Annotated in this window: 22 protein-coding genes; 18 read left to right on the top strand and 4 right to left on the bottom strand. The window is 39.5% G+C overall.

The genetic code is table 11. The annotated features are described in order from the left end of the window. Positions 1-127 precede the first annotated feature (127 nt). From G8782_RS01335 to G8782_RS01360, 6 genes are all read left to right on the top strand, one after another. Positions 128-709: a YpjP family protein gene (locus G8782_RS01335; RefSeq protein WP_343034909.1), complete on the top strand. Its 582-nt coding sequence runs from the start codon at positions 128-130 to the stop codon at positions 707-709. A 1026-nt stretch (positions 710-1735) separates the two neighbouring features. After that, positions 1736-2734, top strand: coding sequence for a sulfonate ABC transporter substrate-binding protein (locus G8782_RS01340; RefSeq protein WP_246231516.1), 999 nt, complete (start codon positions 1736-1738; stop codon positions 2732-2734). Further along, entirely contained in the window at positions 2731-3513 is a 783-nt protein-coding gene (gene ssuC / locus G8782_RS01345; RefSeq protein ID WP_172369114.1) for an aliphatic sulfonate ABC transporter permease SsuC, read from the top strand. The genes G8782_RS01340 and ssuC overlap by 4 nt, the downstream gene beginning before the upstream one ends. A gap of 15 nt (positions 3514-3528) precedes the next feature. Beyond that, positions 3529-4326, top strand: a complete 798-nt coding sequence (locus G8782_RS01350; RefSeq protein WP_172369115.1) for an ATP-binding cassette domain-containing protein — start codon at positions 3529-3531, stop codon at positions 4324-4326. A gap of 122 nt (positions 4327-4448) precedes the next feature. After that, complete coding sequence (locus tag G8782_RS01355; protein WP_343034910.1) at positions 4449-5105, top strand: YitT family protein; 657 nt, start codon at positions 4449-4451, stop codon at positions 5103-5105. A gap of 223 nt (positions 5106-5328) precedes the next feature. Next, a complete protein-coding gene (locus tag G8782_RS01360) occupies positions 5329-6558 on the top strand; it encodes an MFS transporter (protein WP_172369116.1) in 1230 nt (409 codons plus the stop codon). A 122-nt stretch (positions 6559-6680) separates the two neighbouring features. Here the strand turns inward: G8782_RS01360 and G8782_RS01365 are convergent, their stop codons facing one another. Beyond that, the gene (locus G8782_RS01365) at positions 6681-6917 is read right to left on the bottom strand and encodes a YqhV family protein (RefSeq protein WP_172369117.1); all 237 of its coding nucleotides are present in this window, start codon (positions 6915-6917) and stop codon (positions 6681-6683) included. Positions 6918-7553: 636 nt separating this feature from the next. Here G8782_RS01365 and G8782_RS01370 point away from each other — a divergent pair. The 12 genes from G8782_RS01370 (at position 7554) to G8782_RS18645 (ending at position 17243) form a co-directional block, all read left to right on the top strand. Beyond that, positions 7554-8495, top strand: coding sequence for a thymidylate synthase (locus G8782_RS01370; RefSeq protein ID WP_172369118.1), 942 nt, complete (start codon positions 7554-7556; stop codon positions 8493-8495). Between the two features lie 16 nt (positions 8496-8511). Further along, on the top strand, positions 8512-8991 hold the full coding sequence (locus G8782_RS01375; RefSeq protein ID WP_172369119.1) for a dihydrofolate reductase: 480 nt from the start codon (positions 8512-8514) through the stop codon (positions 8989-8991). Positions 8992-9118: 127 nt separating this feature from the next. Next, the gene (locus tag G8782_RS01380) at positions 9119-9958 is read left to right on the top strand and encodes a DegV family protein (RefSeq protein WP_172369120.1); all 840 of its coding nucleotides are present in this window, start codon (positions 9119-9121) and stop codon (positions 9956-9958) included. Between the two features lie 38 nt (positions 9959-9996). Next, positions 9997-10812: a GDSL-type esterase/lipase family protein gene (locus G8782_RS01385; protein ID WP_172369121.1), complete on the top strand. Its 816-nt coding sequence runs from the start codon at positions 9997-9999 to the stop codon at positions 10810-10812. A gap of 12 nt (positions 10813-10824) precedes the next feature. Further along, the gene (locus G8782_RS01390) at positions 10825-11397 is read left to right on the top strand and encodes a YpmS family protein (protein WP_172369122.1); all 573 of its coding nucleotides are present in this window, start codon (positions 10825-10827) and stop codon (positions 11395-11397) included. Between the two features lie 14 nt (positions 11398-11411). Then, the gene (gene msrA / locus G8782_RS01395) at positions 11412-11942 is read left to right on the top strand and encodes a peptide-methionine (S)-S-oxide reductase MsrA (RefSeq protein ID WP_172369123.1); all 531 of its coding nucleotides are present in this window, start codon (positions 11412-11414) and stop codon (positions 11940-11942) included. Beyond that, positions 11939-12364 carry a peptide-methionine (R)-S-oxide reductase MsrB gene (gene msrB, locus G8782_RS01400; RefSeq protein ID WP_172369124.1) on the top strand — a complete coding sequence of 142 codons (426 nt, stop codon included), beginning with the start codon at positions 11939-11941 and terminating at the stop codon, positions 12362-12364. Before msrA ends, msrB begins: the two co-directional genes overlap by 4 nt. An 18-nt stretch (positions 12365-12382) precedes the next feature. Next, on the top strand, positions 12383-12613 hold the full coding sequence (locus G8782_RS01405) for a YozE family protein (protein ID WP_172369125.1): 231 nt from the start codon (positions 12383-12385) through the stop codon (positions 12611-12613). A 101-nt stretch (positions 12614-12714) separates the two neighbouring features. Next, the gene (gene deoD, locus G8782_RS01410) at positions 12715-13419 is read left to right on the top strand and encodes a purine-nucleoside phosphorylase (protein WP_172369126.1); all 705 of its coding nucleotides are present in this window, start codon (positions 12715-12717) and stop codon (positions 13417-13419) included. Between the two features lie 220 nt (positions 13420-13639). After that, positions 13640-15163, top strand: coding sequence for a lmo1851 family serine protease (locus G8782_RS01415; RefSeq protein WP_172369127.1), 1524 nt, complete (start codon positions 13640-13642; stop codon positions 15161-15163). 88 nt (positions 15164-15251) lie between these two features. After that, entirely contained in the window at positions 15252-16157 is a 906-nt protein-coding gene (locus tag G8782_RS01420) for a CobW family GTP-binding protein (protein WP_172369128.1), read from the top strand. A 177-nt stretch (positions 16158-16334) separates the two neighbouring features. Continuing rightward, positions 16335-17243, top strand: coding sequence for a CAP domain-containing protein (locus G8782_RS18645; RefSeq protein WP_343034912.1), 909 nt, complete (start codon positions 16335-16337; stop codon positions 17241-17243). 346 nt (positions 17244-17589) lie between these two features. Here G8782_RS18645 and G8782_RS01430 read toward each other — a convergent pair whose 3' ends face one another. Genes G8782_RS01430 through G8782_RS01440 form a run of 3 tightly spaced genes read right to left on the bottom strand, consistent with a single transcriptional unit; the run spans position 17590 to position 21467 of the window. Then, complete coding sequence (locus tag G8782_RS01430; protein ID WP_172369129.1) at positions 17590-18825, bottom strand: Ger(x)C family spore germination protein; 1236 nt, start codon at positions 18823-18825, stop codon at positions 17590-17592. Beyond that, on the bottom strand, positions 18800-19912 hold the full coding sequence (locus G8782_RS01435) for a GerAB/ArcD/ProY family transporter (protein ID WP_172369130.1): 1113 nt from the start codon (positions 19910-19912) through the stop codon (positions 18800-18802). Before G8782_RS01435 ends, G8782_RS01430 begins: the two co-directional genes overlap by 26 nt. Then, entirely contained in the window at positions 19905-21467 is a 1563-nt protein-coding gene (locus tag G8782_RS01440) for a spore germination protein (RefSeq protein WP_172369131.1), read from the bottom strand. The genes G8782_RS01435 and G8782_RS01440 overlap by 8 nt, the downstream gene beginning before the upstream one ends. Between the last annotated feature and the right edge of the window lie 5 nt (positions 21468-21472).

The raw sequence follows: 21472 nt of genomic DNA on the forward strand, positions 1-21472 counted from the left end.
GGGCTTACATTTCTCTGGTTCTATTGTACAATGAAAGAGAGAAAGAAGAAACCTTTACATTAAAGTTTCGTCTAGTGTTATGGAAGAAGATTTAAAAAAACAGACACAATTGTAGGTGAAGACGTTGATGAAATGGTTGCAAAAATCACTTATTATCGCTGTTGCTCTCCTAACATTCGGTGTAATCACGCCAGCTCATGATATTTGGAGTAACTTTCAAGAGAAAAGTGATTCAAAACATGAAGAAGGATCTTCCAATGAATCTGATTATCAAATCGGCTTGGCAGACCCGCATATTGAAGTTGTTGAATCGATTGAAGATACTTTTATCGATTCCGCTAAGACATTAGCTTATGAAAAGTTTGGCACAAAAATCGGCCCAGTCATCTCGGATGAATTTGATCAAGTGATTTTTCCGAAAATTGATGAAGCGATTCGAATGACATTAAACAATGATACGGAAAATGAATATCGAAGACTGTCCATTAGCGAAAGGCCTGGAGGTAACTACTCCGAAAAAATTTTTAACGTCTACGACAAAGATAGTCAAAAAGATCTTATCCGTTTTCATGTAAGAACAGACAAGCGTCCGCAAGATGGTTATTTCTTTAACTTTCATTATCACGTTGTTGAAGATGGTTTCAATACGCATCACACAATTGGAGATATTTACTGGTCAAAAGACACACCGCCAAAATGGTTGTCTTGAAATTGTTAAAATACTCGTTGAAATAACGAGTGTTTTTTCTTTAGGAAGGTTTATGTGATTTGTTAGTTGTTGACGAAATGTCGATTTTTGCAGGAGACACGGATCAATTGCCATCGGATAGCCCAGGGAACGTTTTAAGTGATATGATTAGTCAAGAATACCAACTGTGGCTCTTACAAAAGTATTTAAACAAGCACAGGAAAACCAAATCATAAGTAATGCTCATAGGGTTAATCAAGTTAAATCACTTCTTATCGATAGCGATAAAAGGTGATTTTTATTTTATTAATTCGATGTTGTTGAAAAGTTAGTTGATGTAGCTGCTGTAGCAATCGAAGAACAGAAAGCAAATGAGCAAGGTTACGCCCTTTACAAATTGAAAGATAAAAACAAGGCATTGTTTGTTCAAACAATTTAAGAAAACCTCGATGTGCTTATCAGGAAAGAGTTCCGGACGAATGCAGAGTTAGGTTTTCTTTTTTCATTTATGCCGTTGGTGCAGTTGAATTCGAATAGAATTACCGATAGAGGAACTGGACAATTTATGACAGTATCAGAAATTGCAAGGCATCTAAATCGTAATTGAACAGGAATCAGTTCAACAATCCAAAGCCTACTTGTAAAAGTGATATTATGATAAAGCGTGTGTGGACCACTCCATTAACCAAATGTCGATTCTAAAATATCGCTTGTTTCCTTCATTTCTTCATTTCCCAATTTATATTTCCATCCTTCCAATTAAAAAGAATGAATGGTTAATTGAACTAAAGGAGCTAGATGAAAGCTGGAATGAGAGCCCTACAGCCCACGCGTACAATCGAACTTGCGGGCTGTCCATGCAAAAAGAAGCCGGGCGAATACTTGTTCTCATCATGAAAAATGTTCGGTATGATTATTTACTATCCGGTCACTTTCACTAAGATCCCGCCTAAGCCCTTATTGACCTCGATGCATACTTTGTATTGAACCAGCTATTTGCCCAACTACCATCAAATGGCTGAAATATGGAAGGGATGTATACCACTGTTGATATCAAAGAGATTCAACCGTCCGTTAGCATTATTGGGAAGCCTGCTTTTAGTTGTGGGATTGGTCTTGAGTGCTTGTGACACCGCTGAAGATGCAAAACCAGAAAACACTACAGACCAAAAAATTCGGATCGGTTATCAGAAAAATGGACCTTTGTTCATATTAAAGAACTTGGGAACGTTAGAGAAACGGTTAGAACCGCTCGGATATAAAGTTGAGTGGCATGAATTTCAAGCAGGTCCAGCTCTTCTTGAAGCTTTAAATGCGGGAAGTGTCGATTTCGGAAGAACGGGTAATTCTCCTCCGGTCTTTGCACAGGCCTCGGGTTCTTCACTGCAATATATAGCTGCGGCATTCTCGAAGTTCAAAGGTTCAGGGATTTTGGTGAAGAATGACTCACCTATCCAAAAACTTGAGGATTTAAAAGGAAAAACAATCGGTTTTGCTAAGGGTTCAAGCTCCCACTTTTTACTCGTGAAAGCTTTGGAGAAAGCAAGCCTGAAGTATGAGGATATTACACCGGCATTTTTATCGCCGGGAGATGCTCGCGTTGCGTTCGAACAAGGGGACATCGATGCTTGGGTGGTATGGGATCCATATACGGCCGACACAGAAGTATCAACAGGTGCACGACTTTTAGTAAACGGTGAAGGGTTAACTACGGACCGTGATTTCTTTCTCTCATCGTCAGACTTTGCCGCTGAACATAGCGACATCATAAAAGAAGTAATCGAAGAAATCCAGAACTCAAGTAACTGGGCCAATGAAAATCCTGAAGAACTTACGAAGATGCTCTCAGATATTTTAGGGATCGATGAAGCTTCCATGAAGTTAGCAGTAGATAGACGGGTACATGGAGTAGAGAAAGAGATTTCCGAAGAAATCATAACTGAACAGCAGTCCATCGCAGACACTTTCTATGAATTAGGAATCATCCCGACAAAAATCAACGTAAAGGAACGGGTATTTTCATTTGAAAAGGAAGGAGGAAAATGAGACCCACCATTACGAAGACCCTTTACGAAATACTCCCTTGGGTCGTACCCTTCCTGCTTCTCTTCATTTGGCAACTAACAAGTAAGATGGGAATCCTGTCAGCCCAAACCCTGCCTGCACCATCGGATGTCCTCATTGCAGCAGTTGAGCTGACGCAATCCGGCGAGCTGTTCCATCACGTTTGGGTGAGCCTTGGGAGGGCTGTAAACGGCTTCATGATCGGAGGTAGTATCGGGTTCATTTTAGGAATAGTGAACGGATTATTCCGTACATCTGAAATGTTAATTGATACATCAGTACAGATGCTACGGAACATTCCACATCTGGCGCTAATTCCACTCGTCATTCTTTGGTTCGGGATCGGGGAAGAAGCAAAAATCTTCCTCGTTGCATTAGGGGTACTCTTCCCAATCTACATTAATACGTACCACGGCATTAAATCTGTCGACTCAGGGCTAATCGAGATGGGAAAGATTTATGGCTTGAATAAAGTCTCCCTATTTTTCAATGTGATTTTCCCGGGAGCCCTCTCCTCCATCTTAGTCGGAATCCGCTTTTCTCTCGGAATGATGTGGATTACCCTAATTGTAGCTGAAACCATCTCCTCCACAGCCGGAATCGGCTATATGGCGATGAATGCACGGGAATTCATGCAAATGGATGTCATTATCCTGAGTATCTTACTTTATGCCTTCCTCGGAAAACTATCTGACATAATTGCACGCTTCCTCGAACAAAGATGGCTAAAATGGCATCCAAGCTATGCGAAACAACCTTAGGGATGGGGGAAAAGCATGAAAGAAGAAGAACAATTTCACATACAGCTGAAGAGTTTGAAGAAATCATATAATGGCACGAAAGTACTTGATCAATTATCCCTGAACATACGTAAAGGGGAATTTGTCGCGATTGTTGGAAAGAGCGGCTGCGGGAAAAGCACGTTGCTTCGGCTACTCTCCGGTTTGGAGAAACCCTCGGACGGACAGATCTTGATTGAACAAGAACAATTGATGTCCATCAATCGACAATCATGCATGATGTTCCAAGATGGACGCCTACTGCCTTGGAAGAGGGTTTTGGAGAATGTTGAGTTAGGATTGAAAGGATCTCTCCGGAAAGAGGCTATGACAGTATTGAAACAAGTCGGTCTCGAACATCGAATCCAAGAATGGCCTGCTAAACTATCTGGAGGTCAAAAACAGCGGGTTGCATTAGCGAGGGCACTCATCCATAAGCCGAGTCTGTTGCTGCTCGATGAACCGCTCGGAGCACTCGATGCGTTCACCCGTCTGGAGATGCAGAGCCTAATCGAAAACATATGGCAGAAACACGGGTTTACGGCGTTACTTGTTACACATGATGTGGAAGAAGCGGTTGCTGTGGCAGACCGAGTCATCCTGCTCCAAGACGGAACGATTGCACAGGATTTAGCGATTCCGCTTCCGAGGCCGAGACAACGAGATCACGCCATCTTCACTTCTACTGTGAAACAAATCTTGAAGCAGATTCTTGATGAGCCGAATCAAAGCGTACCAGACAAGTCGGAAGAGATTGGTTATCAGCTCAATCCAATACCTAAAGCGGTTTTATAAGAAGTTGCCGGGGCATTCGATAGACGAACACCCCGGCAAAATAATGGAATGCCTACTTTTTTCAAAGCATAGACTTAGAGCAGCACAATCCAATGTGCTATATCTAATTAGGATGATGCTGAGTGAAAAGAAGAGAGCGTAGACAATCCGCAAAAAATATGCGCAGCTTCTTAAGAAAATACATACTTGTGACAATAGGGGCCATTATCCAAGGCTTTGCCATGGGTGTGTTTTTATTTCCAAACTATATCCCTTCAGGTGGAGCAGGCGGCCTTACTGTATTGCTGAACTATTGGTTCGGAATTCCGTTAAGTCTGGCTCTTTGGATCATGAACGCTTCCATGTTATTATTTGCCTTGCATTATCTCGGCGGCAAAAGTACAATTGGCACCCTCTTTGGGATTACCGTCACCTCAATCTCCGTTAATCTATTTGAAGTGTCTTTGGATTCCCCATTCTCAACTGTTTCGCTCGACATATTATTCGGATCTATTTTTTTGGGCATTGGAATTGCTGTTCTTCTTAGACAGGGCGTATCAAACGGTGGCGTAGGAGTCATCGCGTTGATCATTGCCAAGTATAAGAAAATCAATCCAGGAAAGTCACTATTTTGGATCAATGGCGTCATCTTTGTTATAACTGGTTACGTTATTGTATGGGAAATCATTATTCAAGCATTGATTTGCCAATGGGTATCCACGACAATTGTTAGATGGTTATACAATGTACGCGTGCCGAGAAAAAGAGTGATTATTGATTTGATTTGGGGAAGGGATTAAAGATGCGCCTAGGATGAGGTATATAAATATTGAATTCATAAAATACCCCCCATAAAAATGTTGTCCTTGCAATTTTCAAAGGCAATGACTTATAGGAATATTTAAAGAGGTAATTCTAATGATGTTTGGGGTTGCATTTTCTGCTTTAGAGGTGCGCATAAAATGAACACGTAAGGAAACCATACCTTTAATCAGTAAAATTAGGATTGGACGAGGTGTGGTATTGGAAAAAAGTGTTGATAAAGTGAGTGTGTGGTACATTGTAAGTTTGGCTTCAATTCCTCTCATCATGACGCTAGGAAATTCCATGCTGATTCCCGTGCTTCCTATATTGGAAGACAAGGTTGGAATTACATCATTTCAATCGAGTATGATCATTACGAGCTATTCAGTTGCGGCTATTTTCCTTATACCAATAGCGGGTTATTTATCAGATCGCTTTGGGCGAAAAATGGTGATATTACCTAGTTTAGTCCTTGCTTTAATCGGAGGTCTGGTAGCTGGTTTTGCTTCATGGAAGATGGAAGACCCTTACACGGTTATTATTATTGGCCGGGTTTTACAGGGTGCAGGGGTTGCTGGAGCCATGCCAATTGTATTGCCACTCGTAGGAGATCTCTTTAAAGACGATGGTGAAAAAATGAGTTCTGTTTTAGGCATTATTGAAACGTCGAACGCGTTTGGAAAAGTGTTAGCCCCCATCTTAGGTTCAGTATTTGCCGCTATATTATGGTTCCTGCCGTTCTTCTCTATTTCAGCACTCAGTTTAATTTCAATTGTACTCATCTTTTTCTTTGTTAAAGTCCCAAAAGAAAAAGATGAGCGGGTAAAGTTTAAGAAGTTTTTAGATAACACAAAAAAAATATTTAAAACAGAAGGTAAATGGTTGTATACCGTATTTCTTAATGGGGTTCTTGTGATGCTGATTTTATTCAGTATGTTATTTTTCTTATCGGAAAATCTTGAAAAAGTCCATGATATAAAGGGGATTAAGAAAGGTTTCGTCCTGGCAATTCCGCTTTTGTTTTTTTGTATTGCTTCTTTTGTTTCCGGTCGAAAAATTAAGGGGAATCTAACGACCATCAAAAAAGTAATGATTGTTTGCTTAACCGCAATGTCCGCTAGCATCATCTTCGTTGGATTTACAAGCAAAAAACTGATTCTTCTGTTAGTCGTAACTAGTGCAGTGGGCATCGCAATTGGCGCTCTATTGCCTGCGCTTGACGCAATTATTACAGAAAATATAAAAAAGGAATTAAGAGGTACAGTTACCTCCTTTTATAGCTCAGCAAGATTTATCGGTGTTGCAGCAGGTCCCCCTATTATGTCACTAGCCATGAAAGATTTTCTCAAAGGCAGTTATATTATCGCAGGTGTACTGGGAGCTATCGTAACGTTCATTGTTTTTAAATTCATTAATGTCGATGAAATTGAATCGAATGAAGAAACATAAAGAGAACCTTCAATCAGTGAAGATTTTACTGCCCGTTACTGCGGGATAAAAAATAAGGACCTAACAGCAATTGTGAGCTGTTGGGTCCTTTTCATAATGCAGATATGTAAATAATGAAGCCTTTAATTTGATTTCAAACTAAAAAGAATAAGGGAAATTCCAGCAAAAAGACAAATCATTCTCGTTAATGAGATTTTTTCAGTCAGACCATGTAAGGCTATTCCAGTCGTAACAATTAAAATAAAGGGACCTACTAAGGCAAGTAGCGAATTAATATAAAAGGCTTTTTCTAAATCGTTGAACTTAAACATTAATGCGGCAGCTGTTATTTCTATACTTCCTGAAATTACTCTTAACATAATGATAAAAATCAGTGCCCTTTCTATGAAGGTAACCACATCCCCTGATCGTATTCATACCTAATATATGCAACGCATGCAAGAATTATTTTGATTCTTGAAATACCTTTTTTAAATCAGGAGGAGAATATGAGCAAAGCCATTTTTTAAGTAGAATATCTCCCTACTATAGTTGTAAGGGTCACTCCCTTTGAATAGGATTCATAGACATCATTTTAAGGGGGGCAATTTCATGAATTCAATCGCTACCTATATCTTTTAGGGGTGTCCTTGGCTGCGCCAATCGGTCCTGTTGCAACATAATAAAGGGAAACGATGAATTACATAAATATATTAGGAAAGATTATCTCTTTTAAACTAGAACAAATCGAGATATTTTAAAACGCATTTACTTAGCAATTGCTAGGTATAAATGCGTTTTTTATTTATCTAAAATACAAAACTAGAAAGGGTTGTTAGGTATGTCAATTAATCTTGATAATATGACGGCTGTTCAAAACCAGCAGCAAGGCGGTATTTTAGGATGGTCAAAAGCCACACCGAAAATGGTTATCATAAACCGTTAAGGCGGTGTGTTTTTTTGGTGTGTAACTGTCGTTATTGGTATACTAGGTTTGACTGTTAGGAGGATGCAATATGAAACAATATTTAGAGCTTTGTGAATATGTATTATCAAATGGAACTAAAAAAGAAGATCGCACAGGAACAGGTACTTATAGCACTTTTGGCTATCAAATGAGGTTTGATTTGAACGAAGGATTTCCGCTTTTGACGACCAAAAGAACCGCGTTCCGATTAATCACTTCGGAATTATTATGGTTTTTAAAAGGCGATACGAATGTACGGACGCTTATTAATGAAAAGAATCCTATTTGGGACGAGTGGGCGTTTGAACAATGGGTGAAAAGTGAAGAGTATGCAGGACCGGATATGACAAATTTCGGACTTAGGGCAACAAATGATTCCGAGTTTGCAGAAGTTTATAAAGAAGAAATGAATGCATTTAAAAAACGTGTAGCAGAAGATGTTGAATTCGCGACAAAATACGGCGATCTTGGGCCGGTTTACGGGAAACAATGGCGTTCTTGGTCTACAGGAAAGGGTTCTATCGACCAAATCGCGAATCTAATTGAAGGGTTGAAAAACAATCCGGATTCCCGTCGCCACATAGTGACTGCTTGGAACCCATCTGAAGTAGAAGATATGGCTTTGCCGCCATGTCATGCACTTTTCCAATTTTATGTTTCTGATGGGAAACTTTCGTGCCAGCTATATCAACGCAGTGCGGATATCTTCTTAGGTGTGCCATTCAATATTGCTTCCTATGCATTGCTCGTTCATTTAATTGCGAAAGAATGCGGCCTTGGTGTTGGCGAATTTATACACACGCTTGGCGATGCTCATATCTATTCCAATCATGTTGAACAAGTTAAGGAACAACTAACACGCGAGCCGAAAGAACTTCCAACTTTAAAATTAAATGCAAAAGATAAATCGATATTCGAACTGGAAACAGCAGATATTGAAATTGAGAATTATGACCCGCATCCGAGAATAAAAGCTCCAATTGCAGTTTAAGGGAGGAGAAATTAATATGATTTCGTTAATCGTAGCGCATGATCCAAACCGGGTGATTGGAAAAAATAATGAATTGCCTTGGCATTTACCGGAAGACTTGGCGTATTTTAAAAGGATGACGATGGGTAAAGCGATGGTTATGGGCAGAAAAACTTACGAGTCCATTGGAAGACCGTTACCAGGAAGATTAAGCATCGTTGTTACAAGAGATCCGGACTATTCAGCTGAAGGCGTTGTCATAGTCAATAGTTTGGATGAAGGAATTGAAAAGGCTAAAGAATATGCCCCGGAAGTCATGATTATTGGCGGAGCCGAAATATTTAATTTGGTAATGGATATTGCAGACCGACTTTATATCACTTTGATTCAATCGGAATTTGAAGGCGATACCTTTTTTCCGGCTTATGAAGATGAGTGGGTATTAAAATCCACTTCCGAAGAAATCATATCAAAGAACGGAACGTCATTTGTTTACCAAATTTACGATAAAAAATAAACAAGAAAAGCACGTAAACATAAGAAATAAATAATATTCATATGTCATTGTTTTATAACAGTTGACATGCATCAAAAATGACACTGTGACTTAATCAAACTATTACTATTGAGAAAGAGGCCTTATATTGAAGAAAATTCATATTGTGACGGACTCTACCGCTGATTTAACAGAAGATGAGATTATTAACTATGGAATCCATGTCGTACCGTTATCGATACAAATTGATAATGAATCATATATTGATGGAGTCGATTTAAAACCTGAGGAGTTTATGGAATTGATGGAAAGCGCAAAAGAGCTCCCAAAGAGTTCACAACCAGCCGCTGGAGTTTTTAAAGAGCTCTACGACCATCTCGGGGAAGATGGGAGCGAAATAATATCCATTCACATGACAGGCGGCATGAGCGGGACGGTAAGATCAGCGGAAGCAGCCGCTGAAATGTCAGCATCTAAAGTCACTGTCATTGACTCAATGTACATTTCACACGCCTTGTCATTTCAAGTATTAGAAGCCGCAAAAATGGCTGCTGAAGGGAAAAGTGTTCAGGAAATCGGGAAGAGGATCGACCAGATTCGAAAACAAACAACGCTCTTTGTCGTTGTAGATAAATTAGACAATTTAGTAAAAGGCGGTCGCATAGGCCGAGGCAAAGGTTTAATTGGTTCGTTATTAAAAATCAAACCAATCGCGACCTTGCAAAATGGCGTGTATACGCCTGTTGCGCAAGTACGAAGTCATCGTCAAGTGATTTCGCATTTGTTTAAAGTATTTAGAGAAGAAACAGCGGGTAAAATAATTCGGAGTGTCGGAATTTCACATGCCAACGGTTTGGTAATGGCAGAACCTTTGAAAAAACTGATTGAAGATACTGGAATTAAAGACGTGAGGCTAACATTTACAACTCCAGTCATCAGCACACATACTGGTGAAGGCACAATCGGGTTTATGTATTATTATGATTAAGAAGTGACTCTTTATATAAGAAATGGGGAACTATACGCATGAGAAGGATTATTATACTGTCATTGGTCTTCTCATTATTTCTATCCGGTTGTAAATCGCCGTTGTTCAACTCGACCGAACCCCTCGCTGGAAGAATGGATACCGAGTTTGACGAATGGAACATTCCCGGTACATTCATACTAAAAGACATTTATATTGTAGGACTGGGAGATTCTCTGACAGTAGGTCTTGGAGATGAATTCAAAAGAGGCGGTTATTTTACACGATTAACAAATGCAATGACCGAATGGCAAGGCGTAGAAGAAGTGGAAGTAACAAATTTGGCGGTAAGCGGCCGAAGAAGCGATCGGCTTTTACAGCAACTTGAAGAGGCAAAAACGCGAAACTATATAAAAAATGCGGATTTTGTGATATTTACAATTGGCGGCAATGACATAATGAAAGTTGTGAAAAGAGATTTATTCAATTTAAAAAAGCAAGCTTTCTACGATGAACTCGAACAGTTTACCAGTCGTTTAAATGAAATATTCACGATTATTAGAACGTTGAATTCGGATGCAATTATTATTGTAGGCGGGTTGTATAATCCATTTACATTAGTGACGGACGAAGAAACAGGGTTTGAGGAAATACTGAGCGATTGGAACGATGCAATTGAAGTTCAGACTGAGTTGGATGAAAAATCATGCTTTGTCCCTGTAACTGATTTGTTCAATTCTAATTCGAATATGGTTTACCATACCGATTTCTTCCATCCGAATGCAAAAGGATACGAGGAAATGGCAAATCGTTATCTCGAAAAAATCGCTGAATGCGGGTTATTCCAACTATCGGATGGGGAATTGGACATGTAGGGGGCTGATATAATGAATCTTTGGAAAATCGCATTTTTTGGACTCGCAGGTATTGTCGCTGCTGCAATTGTATATTTATTTATACTACTTGGGCACCAGGATGAATCCGCGCCTATTCCAAAGGCGGATGATACAATTCAAGCAGCGAATTACTTAACGGTAAGGGCTTCGAAGAAAGACTTTGAGGGTATTGCTAATACGTATATACGAAAAGCGATAAATAAGGAACCTCTTCCGGTAACGATGATGGTTGAGGATGATATCATACTGCTATCGGAGCTTACTGTTTTCTCCTACACGCTTCCTGTCATTATGCATTTTGATCCGGTTGTTCGCGAGGACGGTAATTTAACACTGAAACAGTCTAAGCTTGAAATCGGGAAGTTAAAGATACAACCTGCAACGGTATTGAAAATTTTAAAAGACTCCGTCGATTTGCCGCCGTGGATGATTGTTCGTCCGAAAGAAGAAGAAGTATTTATCGATTTAAGAGCCATACCTATTTCAGGTGACCTACAGGTACGAGCGAAAGAATTCAATTTAGACAATGATGAAATTATTCTAGAAATAACGATTCCAAAATAAGGGGAGGTAATTGTATGTCCAAATCTCTTGCTACATTTGCCGGCGGCTGTTTTTGGTGCATGGTTAAACCTTTTGACCGTTATGAAGGAGTCGAATCAGTAATTTCCGGCTATACAGGCGGGGATGTGGAGAACCCATCCTATGAACTCGTTTGTACAAATACAACCGGTCATCGGGAAGCCGTCCAAATTACGTTCGATGATGATATTATATCTTATGAAGAATTACTAGCTATTTTTTGGCGCCAAATCGATCCGACTGATTCTGGTGGACAATTTTTCGATCGTGGCGAATCATATGAGACAGTGATTTTCACTCATTCCGAAGAACAAAGGCTTCTTGCTGAGGAATCTAAAAAGAAACTTGAAGCATCAGGTAAGTTTGACAAGCCGATTGCTACAAAAATATTGCCGGCTAAGACTTTCTATCCTGCTGAGGAAGGCCACCAGAATTACTATTTGAAAAATCCGGAACATTATAGAAGGTATTCAATTGGATCAGGTAGAGAGCAATTCAAAAGTGATCATTGGAGTGAAGATAAATGAGCGAGGATTTAAAGAAAAAATTAACTGATATTCAATATCATGTCACACAAGAAAATGGGACAGAACCTCCTTTTCAGAACGTTTACGATAGTCATTTTGAAGAAGGAATTTATGTTGACATTGTATCCGGAAAACCCTTGTTCAGCTCAAAAGATAAATATGATGCGGGTTGTGGATGGCCAAGCTTTACAAAACCGATAGAAGAGCAAGAAGTGACCGAGCACTTTGACGATAGTCATGGAATGCGACGTACTGAGGTAAGAAGCAAAACGGCTGATTCCCATTTAGGACATGTTTTTCCTGATGGACCGGGACCGGACGGACTACGTTATTGTATTAATTCTGCAGCACTGCGTTTCGTTCCAGTAACTGATTTTGATAAAGAAGGTTACGGAGAGTATAAAAAACTTTTCCGACCTTAATTCTAAGGAGTTAAAGACATGAATCGAACCTTTTATCAGTTTGTATTATCGTATCGCGGCGGCGGGAAAAATGATGAAAAAGCTGTTTTTGCTGAAGGCATGTTTAATGACCTCAGCTTTCCTAAAGAAGAAACCAAGTACGATCCATTATCACGTTATATAGAAGAAAAAGCCGATGAAGAAATGCGTCCAGTCGTCTTTGATGAGTTATACAACATTTACTCAGAGCGGGTTAATCCTTCAAATTAAGTGCAAGCTAGCAAGGAAGAATGAATAACAATTCTTCTTTGCATCTAGCGCCCAATAAATGTATGATTAAACAAGAGATTTTGAAAGAGAGGGAAAAATTAATGAGTATACATATCAATGCTGAAAAAGGCGCAATTGCCGAAACTGTATTATTACCTGGAGATCCCCTTCGTGCCAAATACATCGCGGAGACGTTTTTGGAAGATGTAACACAATATAATGATGTTCGTAATATGTTCGGCTACACGGGAACCTATAAAGGTGAACGAATTTCTGTTCAGGGAACTGGAATGGGTGTACCTTCCATCTCCATTTATGTGACAGAACTCATGCAAGAATACAATGTGCAAAACCTCATACGTGTCGGGACTTGCGGAGCCATTCAAAAAGATGTGAAACTCCGTGATGTCATCATTGCACAAGGAGCTACATCGAACTCTAACATGAATGATATTATTTTCGATAAGATTAAATTCGCTCCGATTGCCGACTTTGGCCTTTTAACGAAAGCTTACAATGCGGGTGTTGAAAAAGGATTGAATTTACGTGTCGGTAATGTATTCACGGAAGATCTTTTTTATAACGAGTTTTCTAATCACGAACAACTAGCACAATATGGAGTTCTGGCTGTAGAAATGGAAGCATCAGCACTATATACGCTAGCTGCTAAATTCGGACGAAAAGCGCTTACGATTCTTACAGTGAGTGATCATATTTTGACGGGTGAAGTTACTACTGCTGAAGAACGTCAACTAACATTTAATGATATGATCGTTGTTGCATTAGAAGCTGCTATACAAAAATAAGTAGAAAAAAGGCCGCTATAAGTGAAATGCCGAAGCAGCCGTCAAGACTCGACAGGCAAAAGATGGAGCAGTGCAGTGACGACCTCTGTCCAGGAAGGATATAATGCCATCCTTCCCTGCTGATTCAGCTTATGACCCAAGAGTTTGGCTGCTGAGGCTAGACATATTGCGGTCTTTTTCACTTATATGTATTTCACTTTTAGGGAAAGTGGGGAATAGGATGGACGATAAAAAGAGAGAGTATGAAAACCATATTGAAGATGAAAATGGTTCCGATTTTACACCTGTTCCTGACAAGCCGGGAACTCGTTCGATTCAATTAAAACCATTTTCCTTCGTTATGCTAATTTTCGGCCTGATTCTTATGACTGCTGGTATCACCTTTTTCATTTTGACTGCGGGTGAAGATAAGGTTGTCGAGGTTGTAAAACCGCCGCAACAAGCCGTCGATAGACAAGAATTCAACAAATTATATGAAGCCTACGACAACTTGAAAAATAATTACTTTCAGGATATAGATGATGCGGCGATAATTGATGGCGCGATTAACGGGATGATCGACGCGTTGGGTGATCCCTACTCGGATTATTTGAATGAAGATGAAGCGCGTCAATTGAATGAGAGCATTTCATCAAGTTTTGAAGGGATTGGGGCTGAAATCCAGGAACAGGACGGATTTATAGCTGTTGTTTCTCCAATAAAAAATTCGCCGGCAGAACGGGCTGGATTATTACCTAAAGATAAGATTACTGCAGTTGATGGTAAAAGCATTCAAGGTATGTCTTCCTCAGAAGCAGTGCTTCTCATACGAGGTGAAAAAGGGACTCCGGTTACGCTCACGATCATGAGAGCGGGAACAGATGAACCAATTGATGTTAAAATTATTCGCGATGTCATCCCGATTGAAACGGTTTATTACGAAATGGATGCCAATAAAATAGGATATGTACGTATCACAAGCTTTTCAATGGGGACGTATAAAGAATTATTGACAGCTCTAGACAGCATGGAAAAAGACGGTATGGCTGGTTTAGTCGTCGATGTTCGTCAAAATCCAGGCGGCATACTTAATGGCGCATTGGAAATTTCTGATTTATTTGTTGAAAAAGGAAAGAATTTATTGCAATCGAAAGAAAAAGGTGAAATTGCCGAGGTTTATCAGGCGACCAACGGACGTAAAGTTAAAGTTCCCGTTACAGTTCTGATTGACGACGGCAGTGCATCTGCTTCTGAAATTCTTGCGGGTGCATTAAGCGAGTCTGCAGGTATTCCGCTTGTGGGAGTCACTACATTTGGCAAAGGAACTGTTCAATCACCACAAGACTTGGATGATGGATCAAATCTTAAAATCACCACAGCTAAATGGCTCACGCCTGATGGCAATTGGATTCATGAAAAAGGCATAAAACCAGACTATGAAGTTCCTTATCCTTCATATGCTTTGTTGCCGTATTTAAATCCGGGTGAAGAAATGAAAGAAGGACTACTTTCATCATCAGTTAAAACAGCCGAAGAAATGCTAAAGGCGGTAGGTTATAATCCTGGGGAAGTAGACGGGTTATTCGATAAAGCGACCGAAGAAGCCGTAATCGAATTGCAAAAAGATCTCGAGATCGATCCTTCAGGGATTCTTGTCGGCGATACGACTTATGGTCTCATGGACAAGCTACGCACTAAAATCGAAGAAGATGACCCGCAATTATTGAAAGCTAAAGAATTATTAATGGAGAAACTAGCCAAATAACGGTTATCGTCGAGTGCAGACGAAGAAAAAAGCGTCCGTCCTAAAAAGGGATGGACGCTTTCGTAATTAAAAAACAGAGGTGAAAGATATGATTGATGTTTATTTATTTAGCGGGTTTCTTGGGAGTGGAAAGACCTCTCTATTACTTAATGTCATTCAAGAATTGAAAGCGGCGGGGAAAACTCCTGCAGTTTTCATGAATGAATTTGGAAATTTAAAAGTAGATTCGAACTCTATTGAAGGCGAAGTTCCGTTAAAAGAATTGCTAGATGGTTGTATATGCTGTTCAGGCGCTGAGAAGACAGAGGCGCAGTTACAAGGCTTATTAGAAGAAAATGACCATATCGATGTCATTCTTATTGAAACAACGGGTGCTGCACATCCTGTAGAAGCTCTTGATGCGGTTTATTCCCCGTTATTTGCAGATCGGTTACAAGTTAAAGGAATCGTAACCGTCGTCGATAGTAAACTCTGGATCAATCGAGACACATTATCCCCAAGAGTGCGTGCCTTATATATGGAACAAATAAAACACGCACATTTGCTGTTGGCGAATAAAATAGACTTATTATCTGCTGATGAACTTGCAACTGTCACAATGGAATTGTCTAACTTTAATAGTTCCGCTCCGTTAATTCAAACAGTGAATGCAAAACTTAGCTTTTCTTATATAGAAAATGTTCTAAAATCAAAGAAAAACAGAACTTCAGAAGCTGTAATTTCCGGCGCCGGACTTCCACTCTCCTCAAAACTGATTACATTTTCGGAAAGTGTGAAAATGGATGAGTTTGAAAACTGGGTGAAATCTTTACCGGATACAGTGTATCGCATGAAAGGGTTTGTCCCTGTAGCAGGCACGAAAAACCCTTATTTGTTTCAATATGCATATGGAATGGTGAATTGGATGCCAGAATATGTGAAAATGGAGCCTAGACTAGTAATAATTGGTGAAGGAATTGCTGAGATAGACTATAATAATTCAGCGAAATACTGAGGTAGTCAACCCGAAAATAGTAGTAATAAAAACATAGTTCTCCATAAGTATCCAATTGCGGCTAAAAACTTTCCCATAGCGAGCGTATTTATACTTTGTCTGGCTTTACTGGTAGTAAATTCCGAAATTCTCAATCTCATAGACGTTATGATAGATTGCGAAGGGAGGAGTTAAGAGATGAAAAAATCGATAGCGGTCATCTTACTCGGTTCGGCACTCTTACTGCCGAACAACAATAGTGTAGAAGCTTCATATTCAAATAATAATATACAGGTGCAAAAAGTACAGTATGTTAATTGTGTTGATTGGGAGGGTAATACGTTCGATTTCAGCAATATGAAACTGGAAAAGAATGATTACCAAGCTCTCCATGACGAATTGATGAAAAGTTTCGCAAAATATTTGGAGGTAGCAAAAGCTGCTAATGCTAAACCAGCACCAGAGGCTAAGCCAGCTCCAGAAGCCAAGCCAGCTCCAGAAGCTAAACCAGCACCAGAAGCTAAACCAGCTCCAAAAGCTAAACCAGCTCCAAAAGCTAAGCCAGCTCCAGAAGCTAAACCAGCTCCAGAAGCTAAGCCAGCTCCAAAAGCTAAGCCAGCACCAGTAGCTAAACCAGCACCAGAGGCTAAGCCAGCACCTGCACCAACTGCACCAGCACCAACAGCAGAAAAACCAGCTCAACCAGTTGAGGCTGCACCAAACGCTTCAGTTTCAGCAATTGAAAAACAAGTAATTGATTTAACAAATGCTGAAAGACAAAAAGCGGGTCTTAAACCTTTACTTTCAGATAGCAAATTAATGGATTCAGCTCGTGCAAAATCAAAAGATATGTCATCTAAAGGGTACTTCTCACATACGAGCCCTACATATGGCAGCCCGTTTGATCAAATGAAACAATTCGGCGTTTCATATAGCGCGGCAGGAGAAAATATCGCCCAAGGTCAACGTTCTCCTGAAGAAGTTGTAAAAGCTTGGATGGATTCTCCAGGACATAGAGAAAACATTTTAAACCCTGGCTTTACTCATATCGGAATCGGATATGATTCAAACGGCAACTACTGGACACAACAATTTATTACTAAATAAAATATTACAGAAAAAGCGATTCTCTGAGCATTTTAATCAGCTCAAGAGAATCGCTTTTTAGTATACATTTAGATAATTTGAGGCCTGAATAATAATATTATTACTTCGTATTTTTTTTATAACGAAGTCTCCGATTTGATATTCGCGAGCATGGAATAACGCCATGCCTAACTATTAAGGAGTTATGTCCTTAACAATATGACAAGTAAAACGGGAAAACACATGGCCATAAAAGCAATAAAAGCCCCCGCAAACTTTTGCTTTTCATTCCAAGTCGAATGTGCAAGCTGAAATGTGGTGTACATTAAGTACAAAGTAATTCCGATTAGAATAAGCTTCAAGCAAATTAGTCCTTTCCTGTATCTCGGATGACTTCCGGTTTCATTTGTGCTCCAAAACTTTCGATTTTCACATCAAATTTCACGTCTACATTTGCGTTTGAATACTTCTCGCTCCAGTTGTATTTTTCATATTCATGATTCGTCCAAAATTGCCGCCGTGCTTCCAAATACCATAAAAATGGTTCAGCTTTAAATTCTTCCTGTGTTTTTTGGATAAGGTCTTTTGCGATTTGTTCCAATTCATTTTTTATCGATTGTTTTAACGTCTCTTGATGTTTTAGGTTTGTCGTGTAATTTGTTAAACTTGGATTCGAAAAAACTTGGACTTTTATAGGAACAGTTACTTTGATGTCAGGTATATCTGAACTCGCATCGATTTTTACTCTTGTCTTTCCATTCATCATAATTTGTGTTGAAATTCGATAATCATTGTTGATAGGGTCGGTAAATGATTGGATGGCATAATGGGAGAGCGGCTTTTGTCTGAGTAAAAGTGACATTCTCGTTTCTTCGCCAGTTAATATACCAATCATCTTGCCATTTTTGAACACTGCGGAACCCATCATTTGTACGGGATCTCCCGACTTTTGAGGAATTTGTCCCGCAACATAATGATCTTCATTTTTCCTTACTTCTTCATTCTTTTCGGTAGTTGCGTAGATGGCTAAATAGAGATCACCGGACAATCGTTGGAAATATCTGTTTAAATCAGATAGAGGGACAAATCCAGTGTCTCTCCATCTTTGTCGCATATAAAAATAATATTTATGGGGACGCGTTTCAAGTTTGGGAATATTCGCATCGATAAAATCACTCGCTTTCTCTTTTGAAACGAGAAGCGTGTTTTCAAGCCTTATTTCAGGATCGATCATAGCGGAAGCAATAATATGATGAAATAATGGTGTTTTCGCTAATTTTTCTCCAACGATAATTGTATTTAAATGGTCGAAGCTTATTTTTCTTGTGATAACGCTATTCGCCAACTCTTTTGCAGATAGTAGATCAGGTGTCGTAAAGGTCACAATATCACTAGGCGGTTCATTTGCCGCTGCCCCTGTGTCAGTAGAGCCGACTTGCGGGTTGGCAATTTGAAAGGTCACGTCAATTAAATTATCATCTTCATCATTTGTATCAAGCCCTATGACAACCGCATAGGCATGTTGTTCCAACTCAAGTTTATCTCCGCAACTTGAAAGGAGAAGTAAAGGAATTAGACTAACAAGCAGACTTATCCGTTTCATTGTTTTTCTTTCCTCCTTTCAATTTACTTAAAAACCATAGTAAAAATGGGAGGGAAATGAATGTCCATGAACCGATTTTGTTCAATAGATCGCGATATGAGCCCATTATAAATTCGTTTTCCGGAAGCAAGCCACTTAACGCGACTAATCCAACTAAAGGCAAAAGTAATTTTTCAAATTTGTCCATGCGCAATGCGCCACCTAATAAAAATGCCGTCAAATATAAGTAAATTGCTAATCGAAAAATCGAAGCGATAATCCAAAAGATAAAAAAACCGCCTTCTACGTGCGTGAATCCGGCTCCAAATTCGGCAATTCTTGTCAGTTCTTGATGAGGATACGCCATGTTTACCGTAGAAGGATAATCGAACACCATAACATAAATTGCTAGAAACAATGACATCTTAAATAACGTAATGCCTAACCCGAGAAGGGAAGCTACTTGATAGTTTTTATAAGATCGAACAAATGGAAAGAAAGCTGCGAGTATAATGATTTCTCCAATTATAGAACTGTGATTCAAGCTTTCTTTTATCAATGTGCTTAAACCTGGGCCAGCAATCGGGAATATACTTAACAAATGGGCATCTTTCCAAACGGAAACGAGTAAAATGAGCAATAGGAATTCAAGTGTCGGAATGATGAACCAGGACACGCTGCCAATTGCTGTCAAACCTCTTTTCGCAACCAAGAAACTCGTGATTAGCAATGCGAAAGTTAGAATGATGACCGGCGTCTTGGGATAAAAAAGCGTGTTGGCAATCGCTATATAACTTCTGCTGCTAGTTGTTGCAGAAAAGAATATCAACAGAGATAGAATGAAACAAATTAGAGTTCCGCCCACTTTCCCTGTCAAATGAAATAAGAGGTCAACTAGCCCTTTCTCATGTTTTTTCAACAACGATAATAAAACTAGAAACGGAATACCTATTGTAATTAAGTAAAAGAAAGGGATTATCCAGGCTGCATTAGCACCTTTTTCATAAAGCAGGCTCGGCGTCGAATCTGTGACCTTCATGCCGATTGCTATTAAAACGACGGAAGTAAATTCCCTAGTCCCTAATTTATCATCTATAATTTTAATCATCGTTTTGCATCCCCTTCGGCTTAGAGGATCTAACTTTTTGATTAGGCGACATCGATAATGGGCGTAGCCACTGTTTCTTAATAGGCGGCCTTGTCATTAAGTCTTTAGACGATGGTAAATGAGGCGAGAGTGGTGCGAAAAAGGGAACACCGAAGGATTTCATCGAGACGAGATATGCCATCAAGAAGGCGGCAACAATCGCCATTCCAAAAAAACCAAATAAATATGCCACAAACAAAAAAACAAAGCGAAGTATTCTAACCGTAATATTGAAGCTCACATCTGGAACTGTGAAGGAAGCAAGTCCTGTAATTGACACAATAACGACTAGAATAGGACTGACGAGATTCGCTTCGACAGCGGCCTGTCCAAGTATGAGTGCTCCGACGATGCCGATGGTTGGTCCAAGCGTATTCGGGACGCGGACGCCGGCTTCTCGCAAAATTTCAAATGAGACTTCCATGATCAAAATTTCTATAAAAACAGGAAATGGGATTCTTTCCCTTGTCGCCGCAATAGAGAGCAATAGATCCGTTGGAATCATCCCTGAATGAAAAGTTGTCACTGCAATATAGAGTGCTGGCATCAATAACGCAATCATTAGTGCAACTAGGCGGATGATGCGTATGAAATTACCATGCGGCATGCGCAAATATTGATCTTCGACGGTTTGGATAAAAGACCAAAATGTCGTTGGCGCAACGAGCGCAGTCGGGGAATTTTCCATTATTAAGATGACATGGCCTTCCAATACAAATGATGCCGCCCGGTCGGGTCTTTCAGTCATTAATGTTGTAGGGAAGAGTGAATACGATCTTTCCTCTATATACTGGTCGACTTGAGAAAGGGTTAAAACTGTATCAGTTTCAATATCCTTCAATCTTTTTTTAACATTATTTACAATAGCCTCATCTGCAATGTTTTTTAAATACATAACAGAAACTTGCTGTGATGATTGTTTACCAATCTTTACTGTCTCACATATGAAATCAGGATTTCTGAGTTGTTTGCGTAGCAGGGAACGATTCACTGCCGCTGATTCATTGAATGCAGCTTTCGGTCCAATAATCGTTGTTTCCGTCGTCGGTTCTGAAACGGAACGGTTTTCAAATTTAGCTGTTTCAACAGAAATTGCGCAAGGTTCTTCGCCAACTAGAATGATTGTATTGCCATTTAACAAGTCCATTGTCGCATCATCTAAAGTTGTGATTATTTTGGTGGTCGAAGTTACAAGCACTGTTGTAATTAGCATCGATATAAAATCAATTTTAGGCAATGGGCTATTAGGTTTTTTCTGTAACGGTTCTATGATGGTCGTGTCGATGAGATGGCCATCAACGGTTCCTTCGATAAAGAGCACGGTCACATTTTTTTCATATAAAGGAAGATATAAATTTCGGATTTTTAAAGCGTTATTCGCAGGAAAAGAAAAAACTGTTTTCAATTTACTAATATTTAATAAGATATCGTCTGATAAAGATTCTGGTTCTTGTTGCTGATTTGATTGAGTTGGTTTTTCTTCGTTTGCTTTTTGATTCTTTTCGAAGATGGACATGACGA

Source organism: Sporosarcina jiandibaonis, from assembly GCF_013184495.1.
Classification (GTDB): domain Bacteria; phylum Bacillota; class Bacilli; order Bacillales_A; family Planococcaceae; genus Sporosarcina; species Sporosarcina jiandibaonis.